The following is a 22,861-nucleotide window of genomic DNA, read 5'->3' as shown; positions in this document are numbered from 1 at the left end:
GTTGTTCGCCTGCGGCGGGCTTTCGACCACCGGCAGGTGGCCGAAAACGCCGCAGGCGAACAACCTAGCCAAAACAAAAAACCTAAATCGAATAAACCATCCTCTCCACACTCAACAGCGGTCGCTTATTCGCATCCATCGCCGAATACAGCGTCAACGAAAACACCCACTCGGCACCGTTGGGGTTGGGCTGCATCTGGCTCTTCCAGGTCGTCAGCGCGGTGTTGATTTGCGCGGCGGTCTGGTCGGTTAAAAACTGATCGGCGTACAGGCCCACCGGCAATTCACTGACCAGCGAGAGCTCGGGATGCAACGGGTCTTGGATCAGTTGATAACCGTAGAACAGACCCATCGTGAGCTTGAGATTCGCCACGCGACTGGCCGGGGGAAATAACGTGCCGAAGGCCTGGTTTAGCGCGGCCGTGGTGTCGTTGCCTTGCAGGATGAAGGGTCTGCTCCAGGTGTTCAGCGGGGTGGCGATGTCGGTGGCGGTGACGGTGCCGGTCTTGAATACAAAGCTTGGGTTGGTCGCTGGACCACTGCGCGTGGTCAACCACTGGTTGCGTGTCACCGAGAGTTTGGCGCGTGCGTTTTGCACGCTGCTGACATTGAGTTGCGGCCAGGCGATGGTGAACATCGGCCAACTGCTGGCGGGAATGGATAGCTCGGGCGGCACGCTGTAGACGACGGTCTGATCCACCGGTGCCGATGGAATCAGCGCAACCGGTTGATCGGCGGCATCGCGGCACCACACTTGCGGCCACGTGGCACCGTTGGGGCCGGGCTGGGCCTGCTGGCTGTGCAGGCTCAGGCTGTCGATGCAGCGCACGCTTGCGCTGGTGCGATAACTGACGTTGGCGTCGAAGAGATAGTTGAGATCGGCGATCCAGGTGTCGTCTATCGCATCACCGCTTTGCATCGCCGCCTGGGTCAGGCGGATGTTCCAGTGATTGGCGATGTTCGTCGCCAGTGTCGTGAAGGTGGTGACGGCATGGGCGAGGGTGCTGGCGGGTATCGTGGTGGCGGGGTCGAGCAGGCCGGAGAGCAGTTTCCACAGCTCATCGGCGACAGCCATGTATTTTGCCAACTCGGTGAACAGGTCGGTCGGCGGCGGCACCGCGCGCGGCTGGATGGTGGGTTTGTGCAGATTGAATTGAGCTGTGATAAGCACGCTGTCTTGGGCGGCGTGTTCGTGCGAATAGCTCAGGCTATAAGTCCACAGCGGTGCGTTGGCCAGGGTGAGGTTGGGATCTTGCGCATCGACGCTGGCGTCGGCGGTCTGGCCGAGGATGATCGGCTCGCCTGGAAACGTGCGCAGTACGATCGGTACCTGTGCCGAACCCAGCGAGGTGTGCAAGGAGGCTGGTGCATCGGCGCCGCTCAACAAGGGCACGAAGCTCAGCCAGTCCGAAGCGACATAGCCTGGTGCCGCGTTGACTGCGGTGATGTTGAACTCAAGATTTGAAACGGCGTATTCGAGGTTTATCGGTACGCTGCTCTGCGCGGCGGGGGTAGTCACCGTCATCATCAGTGTGACGAAGGGCGCGCGCTCGTCCAGCGGGGTTTTCGCCGAGGTGAGGCGCCAAGGCAGTTCATGGTTGGCGGGCTGGTTGGTGATGAGTTCGCGCGCGGTGCCCTCCAGGTTGGCTGGCGGTAGTAGCGGCTTTTGCGGAGATGGAATCCACGGCGAGGTGATCTGGCCGTCGTACTGGATCACGGTGGTCGTGGCATAGGCATCCGATAGCGAGATGCCGAGCCGCTGCGTCAATGCTTCGCGCGCCTTGACCAGGCCGGCAGCGAGGTTCGGGTCGGTGACGGCTTGCGGATCGTTGGGCTGTTGCGCGACGTTGACCTTGAATACGCTGTCCAGGCCGGCTGGTATCGCTGTGGTCAGCGTAGCCTTGGCATCGAGTACCAGGGTGAGCTGCGCACGAGTGGCGCTGTTGGCATAGATCGCCGATGCGTACTCGGTCGAGAGCAGCCGGTCGGTATCGGCAAGAAAGCGGCGCGCCCATACCTCGGCGTCGATGCCTTGATAGTCATGATCGACTGGCAGGCCATCGAGATTGCCGTCCGATCCCAGCAGTTGAATCGGAATTTTCGCGCGGCTGACCAGGGCCGGATACAGCGGCTGCAAGGCCATGAAACGTGGCAAGGCGTTGTTGCCAAAACGGACGCCTTGGGTGAGCTGTACGTTGGTGATGCCGTTGCTACCGAAATTCACCGCCCACAGATCGTTGCTATCGCCAGCCACGCGACCGGTGGCGAGGCGCAGTGTCGGCAGGGCAAAACGCATCGCGGCAACGAAGGCGTTGAAGTTGAGAAAGCCGTCGCCGGCTACGCTGGGGTCGTGCGCCGGTGGTGGAATGATCGAGTCGGCGCGTGCCACCGGGCCGTCCTGGGCAAAGTCGGGGTGAATCAATGCCGGTGGACGTTGCAGGCGCAAATTGACCTGCAAGGCGAAGGCCGGTCCCGGATACGGGCCTTGCCCGCCTATCGGTACGTTGAGGGTTGCCGCCAACGGTGGCAGCAGCGCGATCGCGCCGGCCTTGAGAAAAGCCAGGTCGGCGTTTGCGCTGACGATCTCGGCGATGCCGACCGTCGGTTGCAGGCCGGCGTTTGCATATGCGGTGGCAAAACGCGCCATCAAGCTATTGAAGGTATCGCCGGCCAGGGTTTGCACCGAGGGCAAGGTGGTTTGTGGCGACTTCAAAGTAAGCCCGGCGACGAACAAGCCGGTGACGCCGGCATTGGCAAGGGCAAAGGAGGTGCTCGATACGTTGTAAAGCCCGGCTATCGCATTCGGCGCTGTCGCCGCCGCAAGCTGCACCGGTGGGCACAGCATCAGCGCGCCGCCTCGCAGCAAGCCCGGTGTGCTTTGCATCGCGGCGGCGATGTCGGCCAGCGTGGCGGTGGACACGACGTTTTGCACGCGAAGCAGAATCGAATCGAAGGTATCGCCCGCGACGGTGGTTACCGGCACGGGTGTGCTACCCACCTGTACGGTGAATGTTTGATTGGCGACGACGATGCCGGGCATCGCCTGGTTCAAGGTGACCAGGGTGGTAGCGGGGTTGCCGCTGGCGTAAAAGCGCGTGCCGATTTGCTGCAGTGTTTCGTTGGCCCGCAGCGTATACGGCAGTTTCAGTTCGCTTGATGCCGGCAGTTGCACCGCACCGGAAATCGTCAACGATGTATTCGACGGCAGCGCCAGGCTCGGGTTCGCCGCCAGTAGTTGTTCGGCCGGGCAGGCATAGCGGTTGGCAAAGTGGCCTAGCGTTTCGTTTGGCCCCGGTGCGATAGCACTGCTGCTATTGACCATGAAGGGGCCGAGATAGATCAGCGCGCCGTTGTCGAACAGATTGGGTGTGGCGAGATTGGCGGCGATCAAATCGTTGGCGCTGACACTGCTGTGATTGCTGCCGAGGGTGTCGCCGTGGCGGGCAATATAGTGCGCCGTATGCATGGTCGCGCCGGCTTTCAGCAAATCGGCCGTGTCGGCATACACCAGTGCAATATCGCTGACGGCGAGGTTGATGCCCTGGTCGGCAAAGGCGAGTACGACGTTAGCGAAGGTCTGCACGGTTTGCGTGCTGCCGGGTACCAGGGTGACGCCGATGGTGATGCTGACGCCTTCCATGGTCAGTACGCAGCCGTCGCGCAATGCGCTATCGGCGGCACTGTCGTTCGCCAACAACACGGCATTGGTACCGAGTGTGCCGGCCAACATCGCCAGGCTGGGTGCCACGGCAGGTATGCTGACGGCGCGCGACGGCACGGCCAGAACGGTGCCGATACGCAATAGCAACTGGTCGCGATTGGACGGCAGTTGCAGCATTGCGGTCGCGCTGGGTGCGGGCCAACCGTTGGGTAGATGGGCGGTGAGCGTATTGGCGGTAGCCTGATCGGTCATCGCGATAAAGGCCGGCACCGTAAACACCGCGCTGTCGCCGAAGAGCAGGGCCAGCGGCAGGTGCAGATTGGCTTGGGCCAGATCCGCCCAGGCGACGCCGTACAACGTGGGTACCTGGCCCAGCGTCGTGGCGCCCAGCGGCGGCAAAGCGCTGACCGACGCCGCCGCCTGTGCGTACAGATAGGCGCCGGCGGCGTAGCCGAGCAAGGGCGCGATATCGCTTACCGGCTGCCCTTTGCCGTCGCTGGTGACGGCGAGCGAGGTCAGTACCGATGCGCTGATGCCAGGCTGTGCCAGTTGGTAGTAGATCTGCGCGTAGGTTTGCCATTGGCGGATCGCGGCAGTGACCAGCGCGTCGCCGGACTGTGTCGGCGAAGGCATCAGCGCAGCGCCTTTGGGGGCTACGTTGATATTGAGTGCCACGTTGGCGCCGCTACCGGTAACCAGGTAACCGGTGACGACCGCCGGCCAGCCGGCGGGTCCAAGCAGGGGGTCGGTATAGCCGGCATCGATCGACAAGGGCGCTCCATTGGCATTCGCGCTGCGATTGCCGGCCACATCGCCGAAGCCAATCAAGAGGTTCATCTTTGGTGGGTTTCGGTCGGTATTGACCACCGGATAGGTGCCGGTGCCACGATACGGGTCGGCGGCGGGTGCCGGCAAGCCCGTTACGTTCGGGGTCGGCGAGGCGGGGCCGAAGCGAAATGCCGGGATCACCTGTTGATAGTCCCAGTAATTTTTTGCCGGCGTAGCGGCGGTTTTTTCGCGTGCGAGCAGGCCGTAGCGCTGTAGGCGATGCTGCTGCCACAGCGGCATCGCGCTGCCGTCCGACGCTTGTGGTGTCAGCGGCAAGCCCGAGGCCGCCATCGTGAATACAGCGCCTGCGACGGTCGCTGTGTTGAAGCTGAGCAAACTGTATTGGCGCGCCAGCCGCACCTTTTTTTGCACGATCGGATCGACGTTGTCGACCGGGCGCGGCAGCGACATGGTGAAGCCGATATTGCCCGCCGGCACCAAGGCCTGCTCCATCATGTCGCTGGCATCGGTGGCCTCGACGTACAGGGCCTGCGCGGATGGGTCGGCGCCGGATGCGATCAAGGCACAGTTGTTGAAGGCCAGCAGCTTGCGGCCCCTGGTGATGGCCGATTGCTGCTCACCGGCGATCACCAGCAGATTCAACGTGGCGATGCCTTGATCGTCGAAGGCGCTGCCGGGCACGTCTTGGCCCATGTCCAGAAAATAACCGATGCCGCCGACGGTGCTGCCTTCCCATAGCAGCAAGATGAAATTGGCAAGTTGGGCGAGCGTGGCGAAATACAGTGGCTGGGTGTTGCTGCGGGCGGCACGGGCTACCCGCGCGATAGCCGCTGGCTGCGGCACGCTTTCGGTCGACAGGTTGGTTTTCACCAGCGAGATGGCGCTGGCGGTCTGGTTGAAAACCGCCAGGCCGTTGTTGTCGTCCGCATTGGGCGATGGCGCCAGCAGCAGATAGCCGATGGAGCCGGCCGGCGTTTGCGCGTTCGCCAGATAGGTGCGCAGCAGCAACAGCACATCGCGTTGCTCAGTAGTGACGCCGATCAGGCTCAGTAATTGCGGATTGTGATCGACGCGGCGCGCCTGGAACGGCAATAGCGTGGCGAAGGTCGTGTTAATCAATGCGATCGATTGCGAACCATCGGCGTTGCCGTGGGCGGCGCCGAGAATTTCGTACGGCGTGGGCAAGCCGAGGCGCGCGCGTCCGATCAGCGCTTGTGGATAAGGCCACAAGCTGGCCGGCCCGCTGAGCGTCGACATGCCGGGAATCGGCAGCACCGAGGCGCTTTGCAGCACCAGCCGATGATCGAGTCCATATGTACGCGGGGCGATACCTTTGAGCGCCATCGCGGCCGGGCCGGCATGCGGTATCACGCTGAGCGAGGTGGCGGGTGCGGCGGCGATGACCTGGGTATTGGTCATGCTGAATGCCAGTGTGGCTGCGGTGTCGGTGTGGACCACCATGCCGGCTTGCAGCGACTGGCCCAGGGCGAGGCCGCGATTGATGCGCGCATCGAATGCCAGCGGCGCACGTGCGCGCAGCGATGCGTCGGTTTCGCCGGGGCGCACCGTGGTGCTGCTCATCCAGGTAATCCAATCGACGTTGGTGCTGACGGTCACACTGAGCGCGATGCCGCCCGGATTGCCTGGATCCACCGGCACGTCGAATTGTTGCAAGGTCAGATCGAGCATCGGCGCCATGCTGGCGGCTGCCCGGACGTGGCCGTCTAAAAGTTGCCGTTGCGGCAATTGCGCACCGGCCAGCAGCATGCGCGAGGCTTGCGCGATGATGCTGGTCAGGTGGGTGCCGCTGCTCACGCTATCGGCCAGGGTGCTGACCGCTTGTGCCGGCAGGTGCTGCACGGTCAATACCGTATCGACGGGGTAGAGGTCCGCTACGTTTTGCAAACGCAGGGCGGCGTCGGTGATGGTCAGGCCGTACTTCTGGGTCAAGCTGGTAAACGAGTAGTACGTTGTTGCGTCGGTGCTGGCGCCTGCCACGGTAATCAATGCCAGCGGCGCCAGCACGGCGCTATCGCCGATCCAGCTCAATAAGCCTGGCCAGTTGGCATGCCAGCCACTGTCGCCGTTGACCCAATTGACGATAGTGCGCCGGGCCAGCATGGCCGGTGTTTCGGCGGCAAGTATGCTCAGGCCGGTCCAGGCCGGCAGGCTTATGCTGCCATTGCCGTTGCGCACGGTACCGTCACGGAATAGCGGCCAGCCCTGGCTGCCTGTATCGCTGCCGTGGTTCTGCGCCAGATTCAGCGCGGCACCGATGCGCGCCAGCGTATCGCCCGGTACGGTGGTGTAATTGGGTTGCGCCGAAGGCGTCGCATTTTGCAAAGCGACCGGTACATACAGCGGCTGGCCCGGAGGCAACTCTTGATCGTTCGCCAGTTGTGCCGGCAGATTCAGCGCCGCGCGGTTCATATCGAAAATGGCTTGCGCATACCACGCAATATTTTTACCGTCGGCAGTGTTCGGATCTACCGCGCCGATATAGCGTGCGTAAAACGTGGCGGCGGTGCTTAGCGTGTTGAAGCCGATGGCCGGTGGCGTATACGTCAGCGCCGGTGCATTGAATGGCGCGCCGGTAGCCAGCAGCCTGGTGTCGTCCGCCAGCCCGATGACGCCGAACAGATTTACCGCCGGCACGGTGAACAGGGCGCCGATGCTGTTGAAGGTATCGTTGGCGACGATTTGATAGCTCAGCGTACCCAGCGACAGCGAACGCTTGGCGAAGACGATGCCTGGATTGTCTTGCGCGAGCATGTCCGGCGACACGCCAAGTTTGATCTGCAGGCTACTGCCGACAGCGGCCGCCTGTAGATGCAACGCAAAATCCAGGTTGAGAAATTCCAGTTCCGCCGTCGTCGCACCGAGCGCGTCGGCGACACTGTCTACGGTGTCGCCGGCGCGTACCGAGTAGGTCACTTTGACTTGCGGCTGCAAGCGAGCGATGTCACCGAGTGACTGCGTTGCCGTGGTCGGCTTGAGCACGAAATTGTTCAGGGCCGAGCTTGCTTCTTTGACCGCGGCCTTGGTCAACATCAGGCAGAAGTCGCGGAACACCGCCATCGCATACGACTGATAAGTGCTCGGATCATCCGGCGGCGGGGTGACTCTGGGCGGTGGGCCTTGTGTGGTGTAAGCGGCGAGGCGGGTGGCGACATCCCATTCGTAAAGCGGGCCGATCGGGTTGTCGGTATTGAAATTGACGGTGCCGCCTTGTGGCGATGCCCACGACAAAAACGGCGGCATCGCGATCACCATGCCGCTCTTCGAGGACGGTGGCAGATCGGTGTTGCCGGAGATGTCCAAATGGATATTGGTCGAAAAGAACTGCTTGAGGTAAGTCTCGTTAAAGCCGTCGTCGGTGGTGCCCGGCAGGTCGAGCTGCGCCGCCAGATAGGCGAGCTGGCCGGCACTGACATTGGTGATCGGTTCCTGCGGGTCGGTTTGCAAGGCGTTGATCGCATACAGCAGAAAACCGCGCACCCAGATATCGGTGGCGAGATAGTCGGTGGTGTTTGCGTCGGCTGACTGCGCGCTTAGCGCGGCGGAGCGCACACTCGCCGCTGCCGCCGTGCGCGCGCCAGGCAGCACGCCGCTGTCGGCAAACACCATAAAGGCGGCGCGATAGCGTGGGGTGGTGGTGTCGGCTGCTTGCGCCGGTGACCAGTTGACCGGCACATCGCCGATGCCGAAGCACGGCAGCATGGTCATCGTCGCGCGCCGTGGCGAATCGGCGAATACTTTTTGGGTCGGTTTCCATTGCAGTTGGCCGACCGTGTTTTGCGCGAGCAGGCTATGCAGGGCGATGCCGCGATGGCGTGCCAGCGCAAGCAAATGCTCATGGCGCAGTGCATTCGCTCGTCGCATGGGTTGGCGTTGCAGGGCCGGCAGAATATTGCCGCGCAGGCGCTGTTGATTAGGCGCGTTTTGATTGGCGGCAAGCAGCCATGGCGTGGCTTGTTCGGTGCCGATGGTAAAACTGACATCCAGATTGACATCGAATGAGAACGATACCGAGAAGAACAAAAACTCCACTTCGGCCTCGACACTGACACCGACGGCCAGGCGAAATACGGTGGGCCGATAGGCTTCGAACACCACGCTGGCCTGCGCATAGGCCTCCAGCGTTACCGAGACCTTGATGATTTTGAAATCGACCGAGCCATACAGCTTGCCGTGGATGGCGGCGATGCCCTGGCCCCAGTAGTACGTGGCGCTGGAGCTGCCGGCGGCGGATGGGTTGAACCAGCCGAGCACGCCTTGAAAAATTACCTCGACCTGCACATAGATGCCGCCCGACAAGGGGCCGATGCTGATTTCCTTGCCGACGCCCACGGCAAGTCCGATACCCAGCTCCAACACGGGTGCAAAGCTACCGTTGGTGATGCGTGGCACTCGACGCGAGGTATTGCCGTCGAGCACACCGAAGTAAATGCCGCCGCGCCCGATAAAGGGAAACACCTGCACGCTGAAAGAGCGCTCGTAATTGCGGTTGTAGGGAAAGCCGAGATCGATGAGGAAATTGCCGTTGGTATATATCTCCACCACGATCACGCCCAGCGTGATCGATACCTCGCCAAGCTCGATATGGCGGAACGCTTCGGGTACCCGCAATTCGATGCGGAACATGCCGACGTCGTCGGTAATTTTCTTGTACAGAATCTCAAAGCGCAGGCCGGCCAGTGAGCCAGCGCGCTCGCCACCGAGTTGAATCGACAACCCATACAAGCGCGGGTCGTTGAAAATGATGCCGATGTCCAGTGTGTCGAGTACACCCAGATCCAGGCCGATCAGCCATTGGCTGTTGGCGTTGAATTCCACCGCCTGGCCGTCGAGCGGATTGTGGTCGGGCTTTTGGTCCGGGCTCATGTCCGCACGCAGCTTGGCCAGGCTGGCGGCGACCGAGTCGGGTGGATCTTTCAGGGCCACGCGTTGACCGAGCCCGAGATAACGCAAGTCGATGACCTTTTCGTCCTGCTTCTGCCCAGGCAAGGGCGGTGGCGGATCGTTGACCACATCCCAGCTCAATGCATTGGGGCCGTCGAAACGCTTACCGAGAATGCTGCCGGTGAGAATCAGCGAGACGCCACCCTCGTTGCCGGCGCGGCTGTACCGCACGCCGATGGTGTCGAGCTTCATGAAGACCAGATCCGCATTCGCCGTGTAGACGAATTCGACCAGGTTGTCTTGCGGATCGAGGGTAAGCACGAAGCGCGATAGGTCAATGCGCTTGAGCACATCCCACGGTGGCTCCAACGTGTAGCCGATGGTGGGCTGGGCCAGATTGACCACGTATTCGAGGATGTCGCCGACCGTGACGCCGCCCAATTGCAACGAGATCACTTGATGGCGCGTACCCTTGCTCTGATCGCCGCGCCAGGAGGTCAGTGCCTGTAGCCACACTGAGCCGAACTGCACTTTGAATTGATAGGTCGGCTCGGTGACATTCGGGCCCACCGGCAGGCGCGCGCTGAGTGCGATGGAGTTGATCGCGAACAGGCCCTCGACATAGCCGCTGGCGGTTGTGGCGTTGCCGGGCTTGGTCAGGTCGACGCCCGCGGATGCGGAGATCTTCAACGGGGTATCGAAGATTTTCGGCTGCCAGCGCAACGAGACGGTGCCGGCAAATTCATACGTGCTTGGGGTGCCACTGTTAAAGCTGAAGTGCAGGCGATCGATGCTCAGCGTCGGCACCCAGCCGGGTATGGTCGTCATGCCCAGAAAGCGACCGGCCAGTTCGGTCAGGTTGATCGTATCGCCGGGGTACATATCGCCGGCAAAGGTCCAGCCTTCAGGATGGGCTGCGGCAGCGCCGGGATAACTGGCGGTGAGCAGGATGATCGGTGGCTTGGTTTGGTCGGTGAGGGCGAATTCGCCGGCCATGCTGCCCGACACTTCGCCGGCGGTGACGTCGATGGCGAATGACATCGTACGCACCGTTACCGTGGTCACGATGAGGTTGATGCTCCAGCCGCCGAGCGGGCCGAGCTCGCCCAGGCCAAAGGTGATTTCGGCATTGGCGCTATACGACTGATTCTGCGGGTCGGCCTCGAAGCTGAAACCGGTGATGTACATATCGCTTTGTGCCGGCGGGCCTGGGTCGCCGAAGAACCAGCGGAACGCCGTGCCGATCGGTATCACATCGCCATCGTGCAAATTGCCGCTGACCGCCCAGGAGGGAATCTGGGCGACGACGTCGATGGTGAACGGATCGACCAACACATCGGCCCTATCGGGCGATGCATCGGTCGGGACCAGTGCGCCGCCGGCAGGGCCCAGATCCGGGGGCGGCAAAGACGGCAAGCCGCCTGACCCGGAGGGACCGCTGCCGAATTCCAGCGAACCGTACACCGAGCCTGAGATATAGCCGAAGTTGTTGTCGTTGAGCGTCCCCCAGCCCCAGACCCAGCGAGTGCCGACGTTTTTGATCGTCACGAACGGCACCGGCGCTTTCCATGGCCGCTTCGATTCGATCGACAGCGCGATGTAGTCGAGTACCGGTGGGGCATTGCCCACTGGTGGGCGAAACCACAGTTCGACGATACGAAACTGGAATCCGCTCAGGATCGGGAAATTCGCCGGCAGCGGTAGCTCGGGCAAGCCGAACAAGGTGGTGAGCTGGCCGATGCTGGTGACGACGTCCAGCGTGTCGTCGGCGAACTCGGCGATTAAATGCCAGGTACGTCCGGTGGCCAGCACCGGTGTCGACAGGTGTGCCTGCACCAGGCCGATGGACAGCGTGCCGATGAGGTCGAGTACGGAAAAATCGGTGCGGCCCCAGGTGTCTGGATCAAGATCGGTATAGCAGGCAAGGCGAAAGCCGACATCGCGCAGGTTGAGGCCGGAGCCGCCATTGGCCAGCAAGGTGTCGAAGTTCAATAGCGATTGCGCGATGCCGAGCGTGGCGCTGGCAGAAACGGCACGCAGATCCAAGGTCGGTGCCGATGTACTCGATGCCGGCATCACCACGGTGCCGTTCAGTCGCAGCGGCCATGGAAAGACAATGTTGTCGTAGTCGCTGTAAGGCGGTTGGTCGGGCAGGTCGCCGGATAGATAAAGCTGTGGCGTGGGCAGCTCGTCGCTGCGTGCGCTCAATACGGCGCGATCGATACGCGTGGTGGCGAGGAATGACGGGGTGATCCAGCCGACCGTAAGCGAGGCCGGGTCGTACAGTTCGTAATCGGGCAGGCTTGGAAATAGACGGCCAAGCATCCATCCGGGCGTGGTGATCGCCAACGATAGCTGAAAGGTCACCGGTCCATCGCCGACGCCGGTGCACAGCACGGTGCAGGCAACCTCGCTGAGGTTGGCCGGCAGTGCGCCCGGCACGCCAAAGTGGCCATTGCCATCCAGCCGCACCGAGGTGGTGTTGGGATCGAGCGAGGCCTTGTGCAGAACGTAGCTTGCGGTGATACCGAACAACGCCAGCAAGGGTTTCAACGGTGCCAGATCGGCCGAGCCGTTGGCGGCGCCATAGAGATCGATCGTGTGTAGCGGGGTGATCGCAACAGCCAAAGCTGCGCTTACGGTTTGCAGACTCATGGCGATCTCGCATCAACGTAGGCACGTTTCATGTCGGCGTGCTCAAAAGATTTGTCGCAAGCGTTGCAGCGAGGGTGCTGCAACGCTGAGGGGGCGCGGCTCGATAAGCTGCGGTATCGATACTGGCGATGGAGCGGCGATGCTCGGCGCCGGTATCGTCGCGGGTACCGGTATCGCGCTGCCAGGCCTGGGTTGGGCAGGTCGCATGGCTGACGGCGTTGCATCGAGCAGCGCATTGTCGGGATGGCGGGTAAGGCCATACTCCGTTTTGGTCATATAGAAATTCCAGCGCACACCTCCCGCGGTGCCTACCGGCAGCGCCGTCGTCAAGGCCGTGGCGGGTGTCGGCGGATACACATAATTGGCGAGCGGGATCTCCCCAGGACGGCTATACAAGGTGGTGTAAAAATTCTGCACGGTTTCCAGTGAGGCGAACTTCCAGGGCGACGCATACACCGGAGTTACGCCGTCGGCGGTAATCGTTTTATCGACCCATGCGGTGTACAGATGACGGTCGCCGGCAAGCAGTGGATCTTTCCAGAAAATGAAAGTCTTGTCGGTGTATTGGACGAAGAGGTCGATGACGAACAACGAGGGGTGATGGTCTTTGGTTTTGTTGGCGCTGGCACAAACGGCCTTGGCCGAGATGGATTGCGCAAACGACCTGACCACTTCGACCGCCTCGTCGCTGGGGGCTTGGGTTGCAACGCGCAAGTTGAAAATGGTGTTTTTGCTACCGTGGTGCGGCAAGGTCAGCATGAAGGTCGGTCGAAACGGTTTGGGCGCAGCAGCAAGTACTTTGTTGCATTCCACCAAGGTGGTCGCGGTGGCGTCGCCGGCGGTGGCATACCAATAGTTGTCCCACTCGATGATGTTGACCATCGAGCGTGTATTGATTGAATAGGCGCTGGGTTCGCTGGAGCGTTTGCGCTTCTTGCTTCCTTCCACCGTGGTGCCGCCGGTTTCCGGTACGTTGGCGGCAAGCAAATAGATCTTGACGTCGGCCTGCTCCCAGAAATTGACCCACTTGCCGCCGGCGTTGACACCGCCCTCATCGGCGGCAGGCGGCTTGATGTCTTTGCAATATTCTTTCAGCCGCGTCAGCACGTTTTTTTTGGCCCTGCCTTTGGCGAACAGCTTGACGTCGCCGCCATAGCGCACCTGGCCGATGGTCAGCAACGGAGGGTCGGGCGGCCGCGGTGGATAGAGGTCGAGCAGTTTGCTGACCAGGCTGATGTGGTCGGCATCGCTGTGCGTCATGATGAGCAGGTCGATGTTCGGCGCGGGCTCGCCGTCCTTGGTCATCTTGTTGAGCTGAGCGGCGATATAAGCCACGGCGGCAGCGCCTTGCACACTGCCCGAGGTGGTGCCCAGGTCGATCAAGACCGTGTTGGTCAGCGTGGTGCCGTCGTAGATCTCGATAAAGTTGCCGGAGCCTTGACCGACATCGAGTACCTGAAAATTGACTTGCGTGGTTGCCATTTCAAGCGATCTGCCGCAGGCGGCGCAAGGTATGTTGCGCGCGGTGGATAGGGTGATGCCCCAGATGTGCCGGGCTGGTGTGGTGCAGTGCCATTGGCGCGATCTTGACCGGCGCTTGCTGGGCAGCTACGGAGCCGCCCGCCTTGGGCCGTGGTAAATGCATGGCTGCAGGGGTGGTGTCGGTCTGCAGATTGCCGGGATGACGAGTCAGGCCATACTCGGTTTTCGTCATGTAGAAATTCCAGCGCGCGCCGTTCGTCGTACCTGTCGGAGCCGCCGTGGCCAAGGCTACGGCGGGCGTCGGCGGGTAGACGAACTTTGCAAACTGGATTCGGCCTGGGCGCGTATACAAAGTGGTGTAGAAGTTTTGCGACGTTTGCAATGAGGCGTAGCGCGAAGGTGATGTATAGGCCGGCGTCACGCCGCTGGCCGTGATGATTTTGTCCACCCATGCCGTATACAGATGCCGCTGGCCGGTAAGCAGCGGATCGCTCCAGAAAACGTGGCTTTGCTCGGTGAACTCGCTGAATAGCTCACTGACAAGCAGCGATGGATGGTGATGACCGGTTTCGTTGGCGCTGGCGCACACCGTTTTTGCGGCGATGGATCGGGCGAAGTCTTTGACGACAATGACTGCCACTGGTTGGGGATCATCCGACGCCAGCTTCAAGTTGAAGATGGTTTTTCTGCTGCCATGATGCGGCAAGGTCGCCATGAACGTCGGCAGCAACGGTTTGGGCACGGCGGCCAGAACCTTGTTGCATTCGACTAACGTGGTGGCGGTGGCGTCACCGGTGGTGGTGTACCACATGCTGTCCCACTCGATGATATTGACCAGGGAGCGTGTATTGATGGCGTAGGCGCTGGGGGTGCTGACGCGCGGGCGCTTTCTGCTGGTAGTCGCGGTCGAGTCCGGCACGTTAGATGCCACGAGGTGGATCTTGATATCGGCCTGCTGCCAAAACGGTATCCACTTGCCGGTCTTGTCGACGCCGATTTCCCTGGCGGGCGGTGCTTTGATGTCATTGCAATAACTCTTCAAGCGCACCAGCACATTTTTTTTGCGCTTGCCCTTGGCGTACATACCGTAGTCGCCACCGTAGCGCACTCGGTCGATCTTTAGCGGATGCATCGCACCCGTTGGAAAACGATCGAGCAGTTGATTGATGAGGTTGATGTGATCGGTATCGCTATGCGTCAGCAGTAGCAGGCCGATGCGTGGCGCCGGATCGCCGTGCGCGTCAGTCATGGTATTGAGCTGGTTGTAGATGTAGGTGACGGCGGTGGCGCCCTGTCTACGGCCGGAGGTGGTGCCAAGGTCGATCAACACGGTGTCGGTCAGCGTGGTGCCGTCGTAGATCTCGATGAAGTTGCCTGCGCCTTGGCCGACATCGAGTACCTGAAAATTGACTTGCGTGGTCGCCATGCCGGCCCTCTATGGCTCGTTCGGCGGCTGCAGGCGGCGCCCGGCGCTCAGTCGGCGCACGCGGCGTGCCGATGGCGATGGGCGCGAGGTGGCCGTGTCGGCGAGATCGTTCTTTTTCTGCTTGCCTGGATCGTAGGCGGCCATCCAGCCGAGCTGCCCGGTCGAGCGGCCATCGGGACCGCCGAACAACATCACGTCCAGATTGCCCGGCGGGAAATGCCAGCCGAGTATCGACAAGGCGAAACGGCGCATGCGCAGCATGTAGGCGCGATGGCCGTTTTGCAGATAGGTATTGAATTGAAAACTGCGAAAGCCAAGTCGCAAGACACCTTGCAGCGGCAGACTGCCGCCGAGTACCGGTGAGCTGGGCAGGCGCAAGCCGAGGTACATCGGTAAATCATCGTTGGGCCGGCCCACGCACCAGGCGATCAACAATTGCGCCTGCATGCCGACGCTGCCGGAGAGTGCGCCCAGGGTGCCCAGATCCAGATTCAAGGCCAGGCCGTACCAGGGAGGCGTCAAGATGGCCTGCGGCATCGGCGCATAGATCGAGGTGAAGCCCATGTCCTCCGGGCTTTGGCCTTCCGGTGGTTTGCCCGGCAGGGCGAGATCGGGGCTGGCGACCATGGCGCTGACCGTGACCGGAAAGTTCGCCACCAGCGCATCGCCGCGCGACACGCTATTGGGCAGATCGAAACTCATGCCGGTTTCGTTGGCGACGAAAAGCTGGGTTGTCGGCGTGGCACGGGCGAAGCTCATGCTGACCGCGAAATTGGCGAAGCGCAGATAGCCGTCCGTAGCCGGGGTGCCCGGTGCCGGTCCATAGCCGAGCGCATCGAAACCCGGTGGCGCGTAAAAGCGCAGATTGCCTGCCAGTACGAAGCGAGTCGTCACGGTGACGGAGGTGGCTGCCGATTGCGACTGCAGGCGCACGCCCAGTACTTCGACACTGGTCAGTGCTGAGTTCAGCGTGTTGTAGAGATTTTCGCCGCGCAGTGCGAAGGCATAGGCGGGTAGGCCACCTACGTTCTGGTAGCTGCCGTCGAGAATCAGGTTGTTGCCGCGAGAGGGGTCTTGCTTGACCGCCTGGGCGCCGAACAGGCGGTTGACCGCCAACTCGGCCTGCGCGGAAAAATCGGCGACCTGCGCGTTGGCGAAGCGTGCGCGCAGGGCGAGTGTCTTGAACGCGAACGGATGCGTGGCTTCGGGCACCAGATCGACCGGATCTTGATAATCGATCAGGCCGAAGGCGGCGGTCTGGCCCAGGCTTACCGGTGTGGTGGTCGGGTTGAAGGGGGTGACCGAAAAGCCGATGTGATGAGCGTAGAAACGCGTGGTGTCGATGCCGGCCGCCAGGAATTGCAGCGGCTCGGGCATTTGGGTGAAGTCGACCGGCACATTGAAGAAAAGCACGCCGTTCCACATCGGATTGGCAACGGTTTCGCGGTAGAACAGGCCGTAGGGGTCGCCCTCGATATCTTTACGCGCCTTGGCCGCAGCGAAGATCGCCGCCAGATTCAATTGAGTCGGCAGAATCTTGCCGTTGGCATTCGTCGCCACAGGCTGCCAACCCCAGCAGGCGGTGTCGGCAACGAGATCTTCGAGCGAGCGGTTGCCGTACTTGAACAGCATCAAGGTCGGGTGATCGGTGGGGTCGGTACGCCAGTCGGTCGGCGCCAGTTTGAAATGCCAGCCTTCGATGTCCGCCGCAAACGGCGCGGCAATACCGGCGGAGTCGAGCAAGGTCGTTACGTTGGAGGCAACGAAAAACAATTGATTGGCTTGCAGCGCTGCCTGGAATGGCGGGTCGACACGATTGAAGGCAATCGTCGGAATACTCGATGCCGGCATATTGGCGATGACCACGCCGCTGAGCTTGCTCAGATCAGACGCGATGGTGACCACCAGGCCTTGCGGTGTAAGCGCCAGCAGGTCGGTCGCGGGCACGGCGGCCGGTGCGCTGTTTTGCGAGGGCAGCGCCATGCTTTGCCGGCGCGCCGGCGCCAATGCGGAGAGTTCGAGCGCGCGTGCTGCCGCGATCAGGCTCACGTCCACACCACTGTACAAGCCCACCGGGAATGTCGCCGGCGCGTTGCCGCTGCCGCTGGGATAGGCCGGCAAAGTCGCCGCCGGCACTTCTTGATAGGCCATCACGGTGTTGCCGCTGCCGATGAATAAAGGCGCCTGGCGCGGTTGGGCGAAATAAGTGAGCCCGTTCTGTCCGCTCGCCGCGGGCAGCACATTCATGTAAGCCGTGGTGGCGAGTGCGCTCAGCGGCTTGCTTTGTTCACCGGGCGGCACACCTTGCAAGGCCGCGGTGGGTGCGAAAGCAGGTTGGCCGGCTTCAAACAGTACGGTCATGCCGGTCTGCGCGGTCAGCCCGACGTATTCGAGCCCCGACTGGCCGAGCATCAAGCGGTCGTAGGTGGTTGTCAGTGCATTGGCATGCGATGGCGGTATCACGCTAAGCGTAAAGATGCCGTCGGGCGCCAGGTGTACGGTAGAGCTGCGCAGTTCGGCCCGGTTGCCGATGGCCAGCGGACTACTGCAAAACATAAAGCCCGCACTCCACAACGGTGCGCTGCCGATTTGCGGCGTCAGCTTGGTGGCATAGCCGCGTGTCGTGACCAAGGTGGCATCCAGCGGTGTTGCCGTACGGTCTGTGAAACGCAGGCCGCCGCGTCCGCGCAGTAGCGGGTTGAGCGGATCCCAGGTCAGATCCAGCGTCAGCGCCTGACTCGATTGCGCGAGCACTGGCATGTCGACGTTGACGACACGGATATCGCGGATATCTGCCGAGGCGCGAATCACGTAGCGCAAACGCACGCCCAGTGCGGCTAGCCGGTCGACCGCGTCGCCACCGGGCAGGCTTAAGCCTGCGGTAAACGCGCCGACCTGGGTACCGGCGAAAGCAAGGCCGCCACTGTTGGCTACCGGCGTCAGCATGATGGCTGGCGCCATAAACCGCATGCCGCTCGAGGCGATGGCGACACCGATAGCGTTGCCGCCGCTACTGCTCAGCGTGAGAGCCGTGCCGGGTGCAAGTTGCAGCGCGTATTCTTGCAGCGAAAAGTTGTTCTGCCCCCAACTGCTCCAGGTCAGCGCACCAGGCTGGCCGCTCGATCGGGCCGACAGCGTCTGGGTTTGCCAATACCCGTGAAGATCCAGCGGATTGCTGATCCATAAAAAGCGTGGCGAGGTAGCGGCGATAGCATGGAGATACCCATCCAGTGCCGTTAGAAACGCCGCCATGTCGGTCGGCGTAGCGTTGATGAAAACGTAGACGCCGCCGGCGTCGTTCCAGGTATCGGTAAGCGTGGCGGGGTTCGGCAACGAGCCTGCCGAGCCGGGTCGATAGCCCGCCCAATAACCGGGCACGGCCGCCTCGGTGGCGGTGCTGAGCGCATACAGATTCAGCGCATCGACGCGGGTAAAGGATGGCGTGCTCATCGAGGTTACCGTCAAGGCGCGGTAAAGCTCAGACGATCGCCATGCAATAGCGGCAAGGTCGTGGCATCTATCGGCGAGGCGTAAACGGGCAGGGTGTTCCAGTCCAGCCGGATGCGATAACGGCTCGCCAGATCGATGGCATTGGCCGCCGGCGCGCCGCTGCCGTAGACCACCAGCGCCGAACCCAGCGCGCGTTCCCACACCAGGCCATTGACCTGTAGGGCGGTTGCCGGTGGACGCGCCGCGTAGCGATCCAGCACATTGCCCAAGGTGGTGCCGATCGGTACGACGACGTCGTTGCCGTTGACCGTAATGCGAATGCACGCCGTAACCACCGCGCGACCACGGAAGAACGCAACCAATGAGGTAAGCGACGGTGTCGTGGTCGCTGTCGTCAGATCCGTATAGGTGGCGGCGCTGACCAAGGTGAAGTTGCTTGAGGTGGTGGTCGAGCCCACGCCGGATGGATCGAGCAGGTTCGCCGGGAAAAACAATCGATAAAACGGTTTGGGAAAACTGCTGTAGAACAAGTCGCCGGCATCCGCGACGCCCGCTTGCTGGGGCGTGCTGGGTGTGTACGGCGGTGCCGGTACGCTCATCACGCCGGCGCTGACCAGTTGCGCGATAAAGGCATCCACGCCCTGCGTCCAGTTGCCATCATGATTATAAAAATCACCTACTTCGAAATCGGTGCGGTTGCTGCCGACAAAACCGTTCAACCAGTTGTTCTGCACGCTGGTCCACACATAAGCGTAGTTGGCGAAATCGACGCGCAGAATCATGCCGGAGCGCAGATCGATGGTGCCGGTGCCGGGGCCAGCACCGAGATTGAGGCCGTAGGCGTAGTACAGCGTTTCGGCAAAGGTCTGCGGCATGAAGCGCGCAATCGCCTGTTGCAACATCCAGATGCCCCATGGCGAGGCTTTTGCTGTTTCGGCGGCTTTCAGAAAGGCGATGTAATGGGTTTGCAACGTCGGGCGGATCGACGGCAGGGGTTGACTGCCACTACTGAAAACCCAGGCTTCGCTGGTGGCCTCCAGCGTCAATGTATAGGGCAGGGCGGCCTTGGTCGCGCTGTCGGTATTGGGTGCAAGCATGAACGCACCCTGGGTAATCGCCGCGATGGTTTGCCCCGGCAGAGCAAGATTGGGCAGATAAAGAATGATCGATTGCGCGGTGCGTGCAATCGTCGCGGCGGGAAAAACATAAGGGGGCGCAACGCTGGGCGCTGTGTTGGAGATGCCGAACGCCGGTTGGTAGATCGGCAGGCCGGCGGCGGCAAGTCCTGCGCCGTTGTTGTCGATCGCTTGCACGGTGACGCTGTAGGTCTTGCTCAGGTCGCTCAAGCTCACCGGGAATACCGCGTGTGTTGCCGTTCCGGTTACCGTGTGTTGCGCCGTGATGGTGGTGGCGCCTGCGGCGATGACACTGATGATATAGCCACTGGCGTCGCCGACCGGCGACCAGGTCGCGCTGATCTGGCTGCCGTTGTAATCGGCGCCGATCACGGTCGGCAGACTTGCCGGTATAGCCGTCCATGGGCCGAAGGGGCCGTTGGTGGTCAGGGTGCTGGTGGTAAAGGTGGCGCGTACCGCCACCTGCAACGCGGTGTTGGCCGCAAGCGCCGCGCTCAAAGGGTAAGACGCTGTCGTCGTTGTCGCATTGGGGCGGCCATCGCTGAAACTCAACACATAACCGGTGGCGCCCGTGGTCGCCGGCCACGCTAGCGTTGCTTTGGCGCTGATCGGATCGGTCGCGGTGGTAATGGGATGGACACCGGCCAGCCAAGGGCTGACGGCGGTGCTGAAGGGACCCACCAGATTGCCGAAAGTCGCGCGGACGCGCACGCTGATATTGCTCTGCGCTGCATTCAGCGGAATGTCGAGGCTGCCGACGTTGGCACTCACCACGGCTTCGGCAATAACCACGGTACCGGCCAATACTTGCAGTACGCCGGATGTCGGTGCTGCGCCTGTCCATGCGGTCGGCATGCCCCAACTGACACGTAGCGTGGTCTTGTCGTAATCGATCAGGCCGATGACCGGAGCAAGCGCGGGCAAGGTCACGCCCGGCCCGATCGGCCCCATGGTGAAGGGCGGCTGGAAGGCGCCCAGCGGCGTACCGGCGACGGGGATCACCGGCTGCACGTAAAGCGTATAGGTGGAGGTGTTTACCGGCGTGAAGGCCAGGCTGCCGGTGTTGCCGTGTACGCGTACAAAGCCGGCTGAGATACCGTTCTGGTCGAACACCGTGACGTTGGCGCCGACGGGCGCCAACGAGGTCGTGCTGTAGTTCAACGCAAAGCTGAGTGTGCCTGGGGCGATAACCGCGCTCACCAGTTGCGCGTTGTCGGTGAGTATCGGTGTAGTGGCGATCGCGCTCGGATCGTTCCAGGTGATTGAATTGGGATCCGTGCCTTGAGTGACCCATTGCACGTCCACCGCATAGGCCAGCAAGGTCGACAAGGGGGCGGTGGGTGCGATCAGAATTTCGGTGGGCACCAGACCCACCACGACGATCAAGGTGACGGCGTCTTGGCGCAGTCGCCCCGCCAGCACGAGGTTTATGCCGCCGACGGGTTTATTGACCAGAACATCAATGCCGTTTTTGCCCCAGCCCGGCGGCAACGGTGCCCAGGGATTGAGGTAATAAGCCTGAGTGATAACAGGTTGGCCGTACTGAGACATGGCACGCCTCGACCGTAGATGGTTGCAAAGAGGTAGCTGCGATGCAGCGATTGGGAGATACCGCCACGCTCGATTCGCGGCGCGGCGATGCCGCGCCGCGAATCGACTTCACTCAGTACTGCACGTCAGCGAGCGCGCTGGCGTAGTCCTGATGCAGCGTGCTGGAGGTGCGGGTTTGCATGTAGGCGAGGTTGCGGCGCAGGCCGCTCTTATGCGCCTTCATCGCGGCATGGTCACCCACGACGATGCCGTTGGCGACGTAAGTGCCGACGGTCTCGTTGTAGCCGGCGGCACGATCTTGTTCGTTGCCGAGCTTGAGATCGTAGAAGCTGCCGGAGTAGTCGATGGCCTCGCAACTGGCGACGGTCGAGGTACCGTTTTCGACCAGGATGGTCTGGCCGATCTGCAAGTCGCCGATCGAAGCCGGGCCGGTAGGCGTCATGATGGGATGAGCGCCGGTGGCGATAAGTTCGCGGTTATCGGCCGTGCGCAGGCGATAGACCGCGCTGGGGCCGCTTTGGGTTTTTTTCGATTCGTGCGGGCCGCGCAACGTGGCTTCGACAGCCAGATTGCCGTTATGCACACCGGTGTTCACTCGCTGTGTATTGTTCAACGATTCGATCGCGGCAGTGCCGCCGCCGGCCAGGGCAACTTGCGTACCGGCCGCCAGGCAATGCCACCAGAACATCAGCTTGTTGATGTTGTAGCAATAGACCGAAGGCTCGTTGGGGGTGCCGGTACTGCACACGGCAAACGAGTAGTTGGCGTAAGGCGCATTGGTGACCGGGATCTGAAACTGAAACAGAAAGTACGACGCGGATTCGTTGACCAAGGACTGCGGGTTGAAAACCAGCGACTGGGTATTGCTATACGACTGTCCGTCAGCGGGGTAATCCCATTGCACGACATTGGGATTGAACGGGTCCACGGTGGTGCCATTCTGCAGGCGTGTGGAGGGGGTGTATTGCGAGTTCAGATTGATCGTAATGATCGGGCCGCTGGTCGTCGCGAAATAGATATAGGTCGATAGCACGGCGTTGGGAATGGGCTGCCCCGGCGTGCCGTTGATGGGGTAGGACAATAGCGCCTGACCGCTAAAGGGCACGATCAGGTAGGGCGTATCCAGATTCTGCGGTTCGGTATAGGTGTAGTCGGGGTCGGGGCCTGGATTGGCCGAGTCGCGGCCCAGCGCGATAACTACGGCAGTGTGGCCTGTCTTGGTAATCACCGGTGCGGTGATCTGGATTTTGGGATCGCTGGCGTCTAAGGCTGCGCTTTTACCGGCAAGTGCGGTAAAGCGCACGCTGCCGTCGGTGCCGACGCTATGGTTCACGCTGAGCAGGTTCAGCGATTTCTTTACCGGCTTGGCGGTTGCCGTTTGCGTGGACACTTGCAAGAGACCGTCGCCGACATTGCTGTTGGCGCCGAAGCTGAGCAATTCGTTGTTGTCGCCGTCGAGGGCGAACAGGGACGCGCCGGCATACAAGATGTCGCGGTCGTTGGCGTGCCAGGTCAAGGCGCTGGCACGGCCGCTGCGATCGGGGCCGGCATCGACCAGTTTCACATGGTCCGCGGTGGTATCGGCCTTGCCGCCGTCGAGGCTGGCGTACAGGCCGGGATAGCGCTCCGGTGTACGGCCCGCTGCCTGCAGTGCGGCCTGGATGACGCCATTATGGATGGGGTCGGCGGGGTTCAGCGCAGTAGGCTGTCCGCTTGGAATGGAGGCGTGAAATGTCGATAGCGTGGACAGCGTGGCTGCCGACACATTGGGTGACGAAGACATGGTTTTCCCCTGTAGCCGGTTGACTT

6 protein-coding genes are annotated in these 22,861 nt (G+C 61.8%); all 6 read right to left on the bottom strand.

From position 1 onward, the window contains the following. Nucleotides 1-82: 82 nt before the first annotated feature. Nucleotides 83-12,007 (bottom strand): hypothetical protein, encoded by an 11,925-nt coding sequence (locus DVJ77_RS03940; protein ID WP_114844121.1) that lies wholly within the window; start codon nucleotides 12,005-12,007, stop codon nucleotides 83-85. A 42-nt stretch (nucleotides 12,008-12,049) separates the two neighbouring features. Beyond that, nucleotides 12,050-13,489, bottom strand: a complete 1,440-nt coding sequence (locus DVJ77_RS03935; protein ID WP_114844120.1) for a ComEC/Rec2 family competence protein — start codon at nucleotides 13,487-13,489, stop codon at nucleotides 12,050-12,052. 1 nt (nucleotide 13,490) lies between these two features. Then, complete coding sequence (locus DVJ77_RS03930) at nucleotides 13,491-14,915, bottom strand: ComEC/Rec2 family competence protein (protein WP_114844119.1); 1,425 nt, start codon at nucleotides 14,913-14,915, stop codon at nucleotides 13,491-13,493. A 9-nt stretch (nucleotides 14,916-14,924) separates the two neighbouring features. Then, nucleotides 14,925-18,365 carry a hemagglutinin protein gene (locus DVJ77_RS03925; RefSeq protein WP_114844118.1) on the bottom strand — a complete coding sequence of 1,147 codons (3,441 nt, stop codon included), beginning with the start codon at nucleotides 18,363-18,365 and terminating at the stop codon, nucleotides 14,925-14,927. Nucleotides 18,366-18,376: 11 nt separating this feature from the next. Further along, the gene (locus DVJ77_RS03920; RefSeq protein WP_114844117.1) at nucleotides 18,377-21,052 is read right to left on the bottom strand and encodes a hypothetical protein; all 2,676 of its coding nucleotides are present in this window, start codon (nucleotides 21,050-21,052) and stop codon (nucleotides 18,377-18,379) included. Between the two features lie 112 nt (nucleotides 21,053-21,164). Next, a complete protein-coding gene (locus DVJ77_RS03915) occupies nucleotides 21,165-22,835 on the bottom strand; it encodes a Hint domain-containing protein (protein ID WP_114844116.1) in 1,671 nt (556 codons plus the stop codon). Between the last annotated feature and the right edge of the window lie 26 nt (nucleotides 22,836-22,861).

The sequence above is a fragment of the Dyella tabacisoli genome (assembly GCF_003350925.1).
GTDB lineage: Bacteria > Pseudomonadota > Gammaproteobacteria > Xanthomonadales > Rhodanobacteraceae > Dyella_C > Dyella_C tabacisoli.
This window is presented reverse-complemented; position numbering and strand designations above follow the sequence as displayed.

Coding starts and splice junctions, on each gene's coding strand:
- DVJ77_RS03935 (WP_114844120.1), bottom strand. CDS start 13,489: ATGGCAACCACGCAAGTCAATTTTCAGGTACTCGATGTCGGTCAAGGC.
- DVJ77_RS03915 (WP_114844116.1), bottom strand. CDS start 22,835: ATGTCTTCGTCACCCAATGTGTCGGCAGCCACGCTGTCCACGCTATCG.
- DVJ77_RS03925 (WP_114844118.1), bottom strand. CDS start 18,365: ATGAGCACGCCATCCTTTACCCGCGTCGATGCGCTGAATCTGTATGCG.
- DVJ77_RS03930 (WP_114844119.1), bottom strand. CDS start 14,915: ATGGCGACCACGCAAGTCAATTTTCAGGTACTCGATGTCGGCCAAGGC.
- DVJ77_RS03940 (WP_114844121.1), bottom strand. CDS start 12,007: ATGAGTCTGCAAACCGTAAGCGCAGCTTTGGCTGTTGCGATCACCCCG.
- DVJ77_RS03920 (WP_114844117.1), bottom strand. CDS start 21,052: ATGTCTCAGTACGGCCAACCTGTTATCACTCAGGCTTATTACCTCAAT.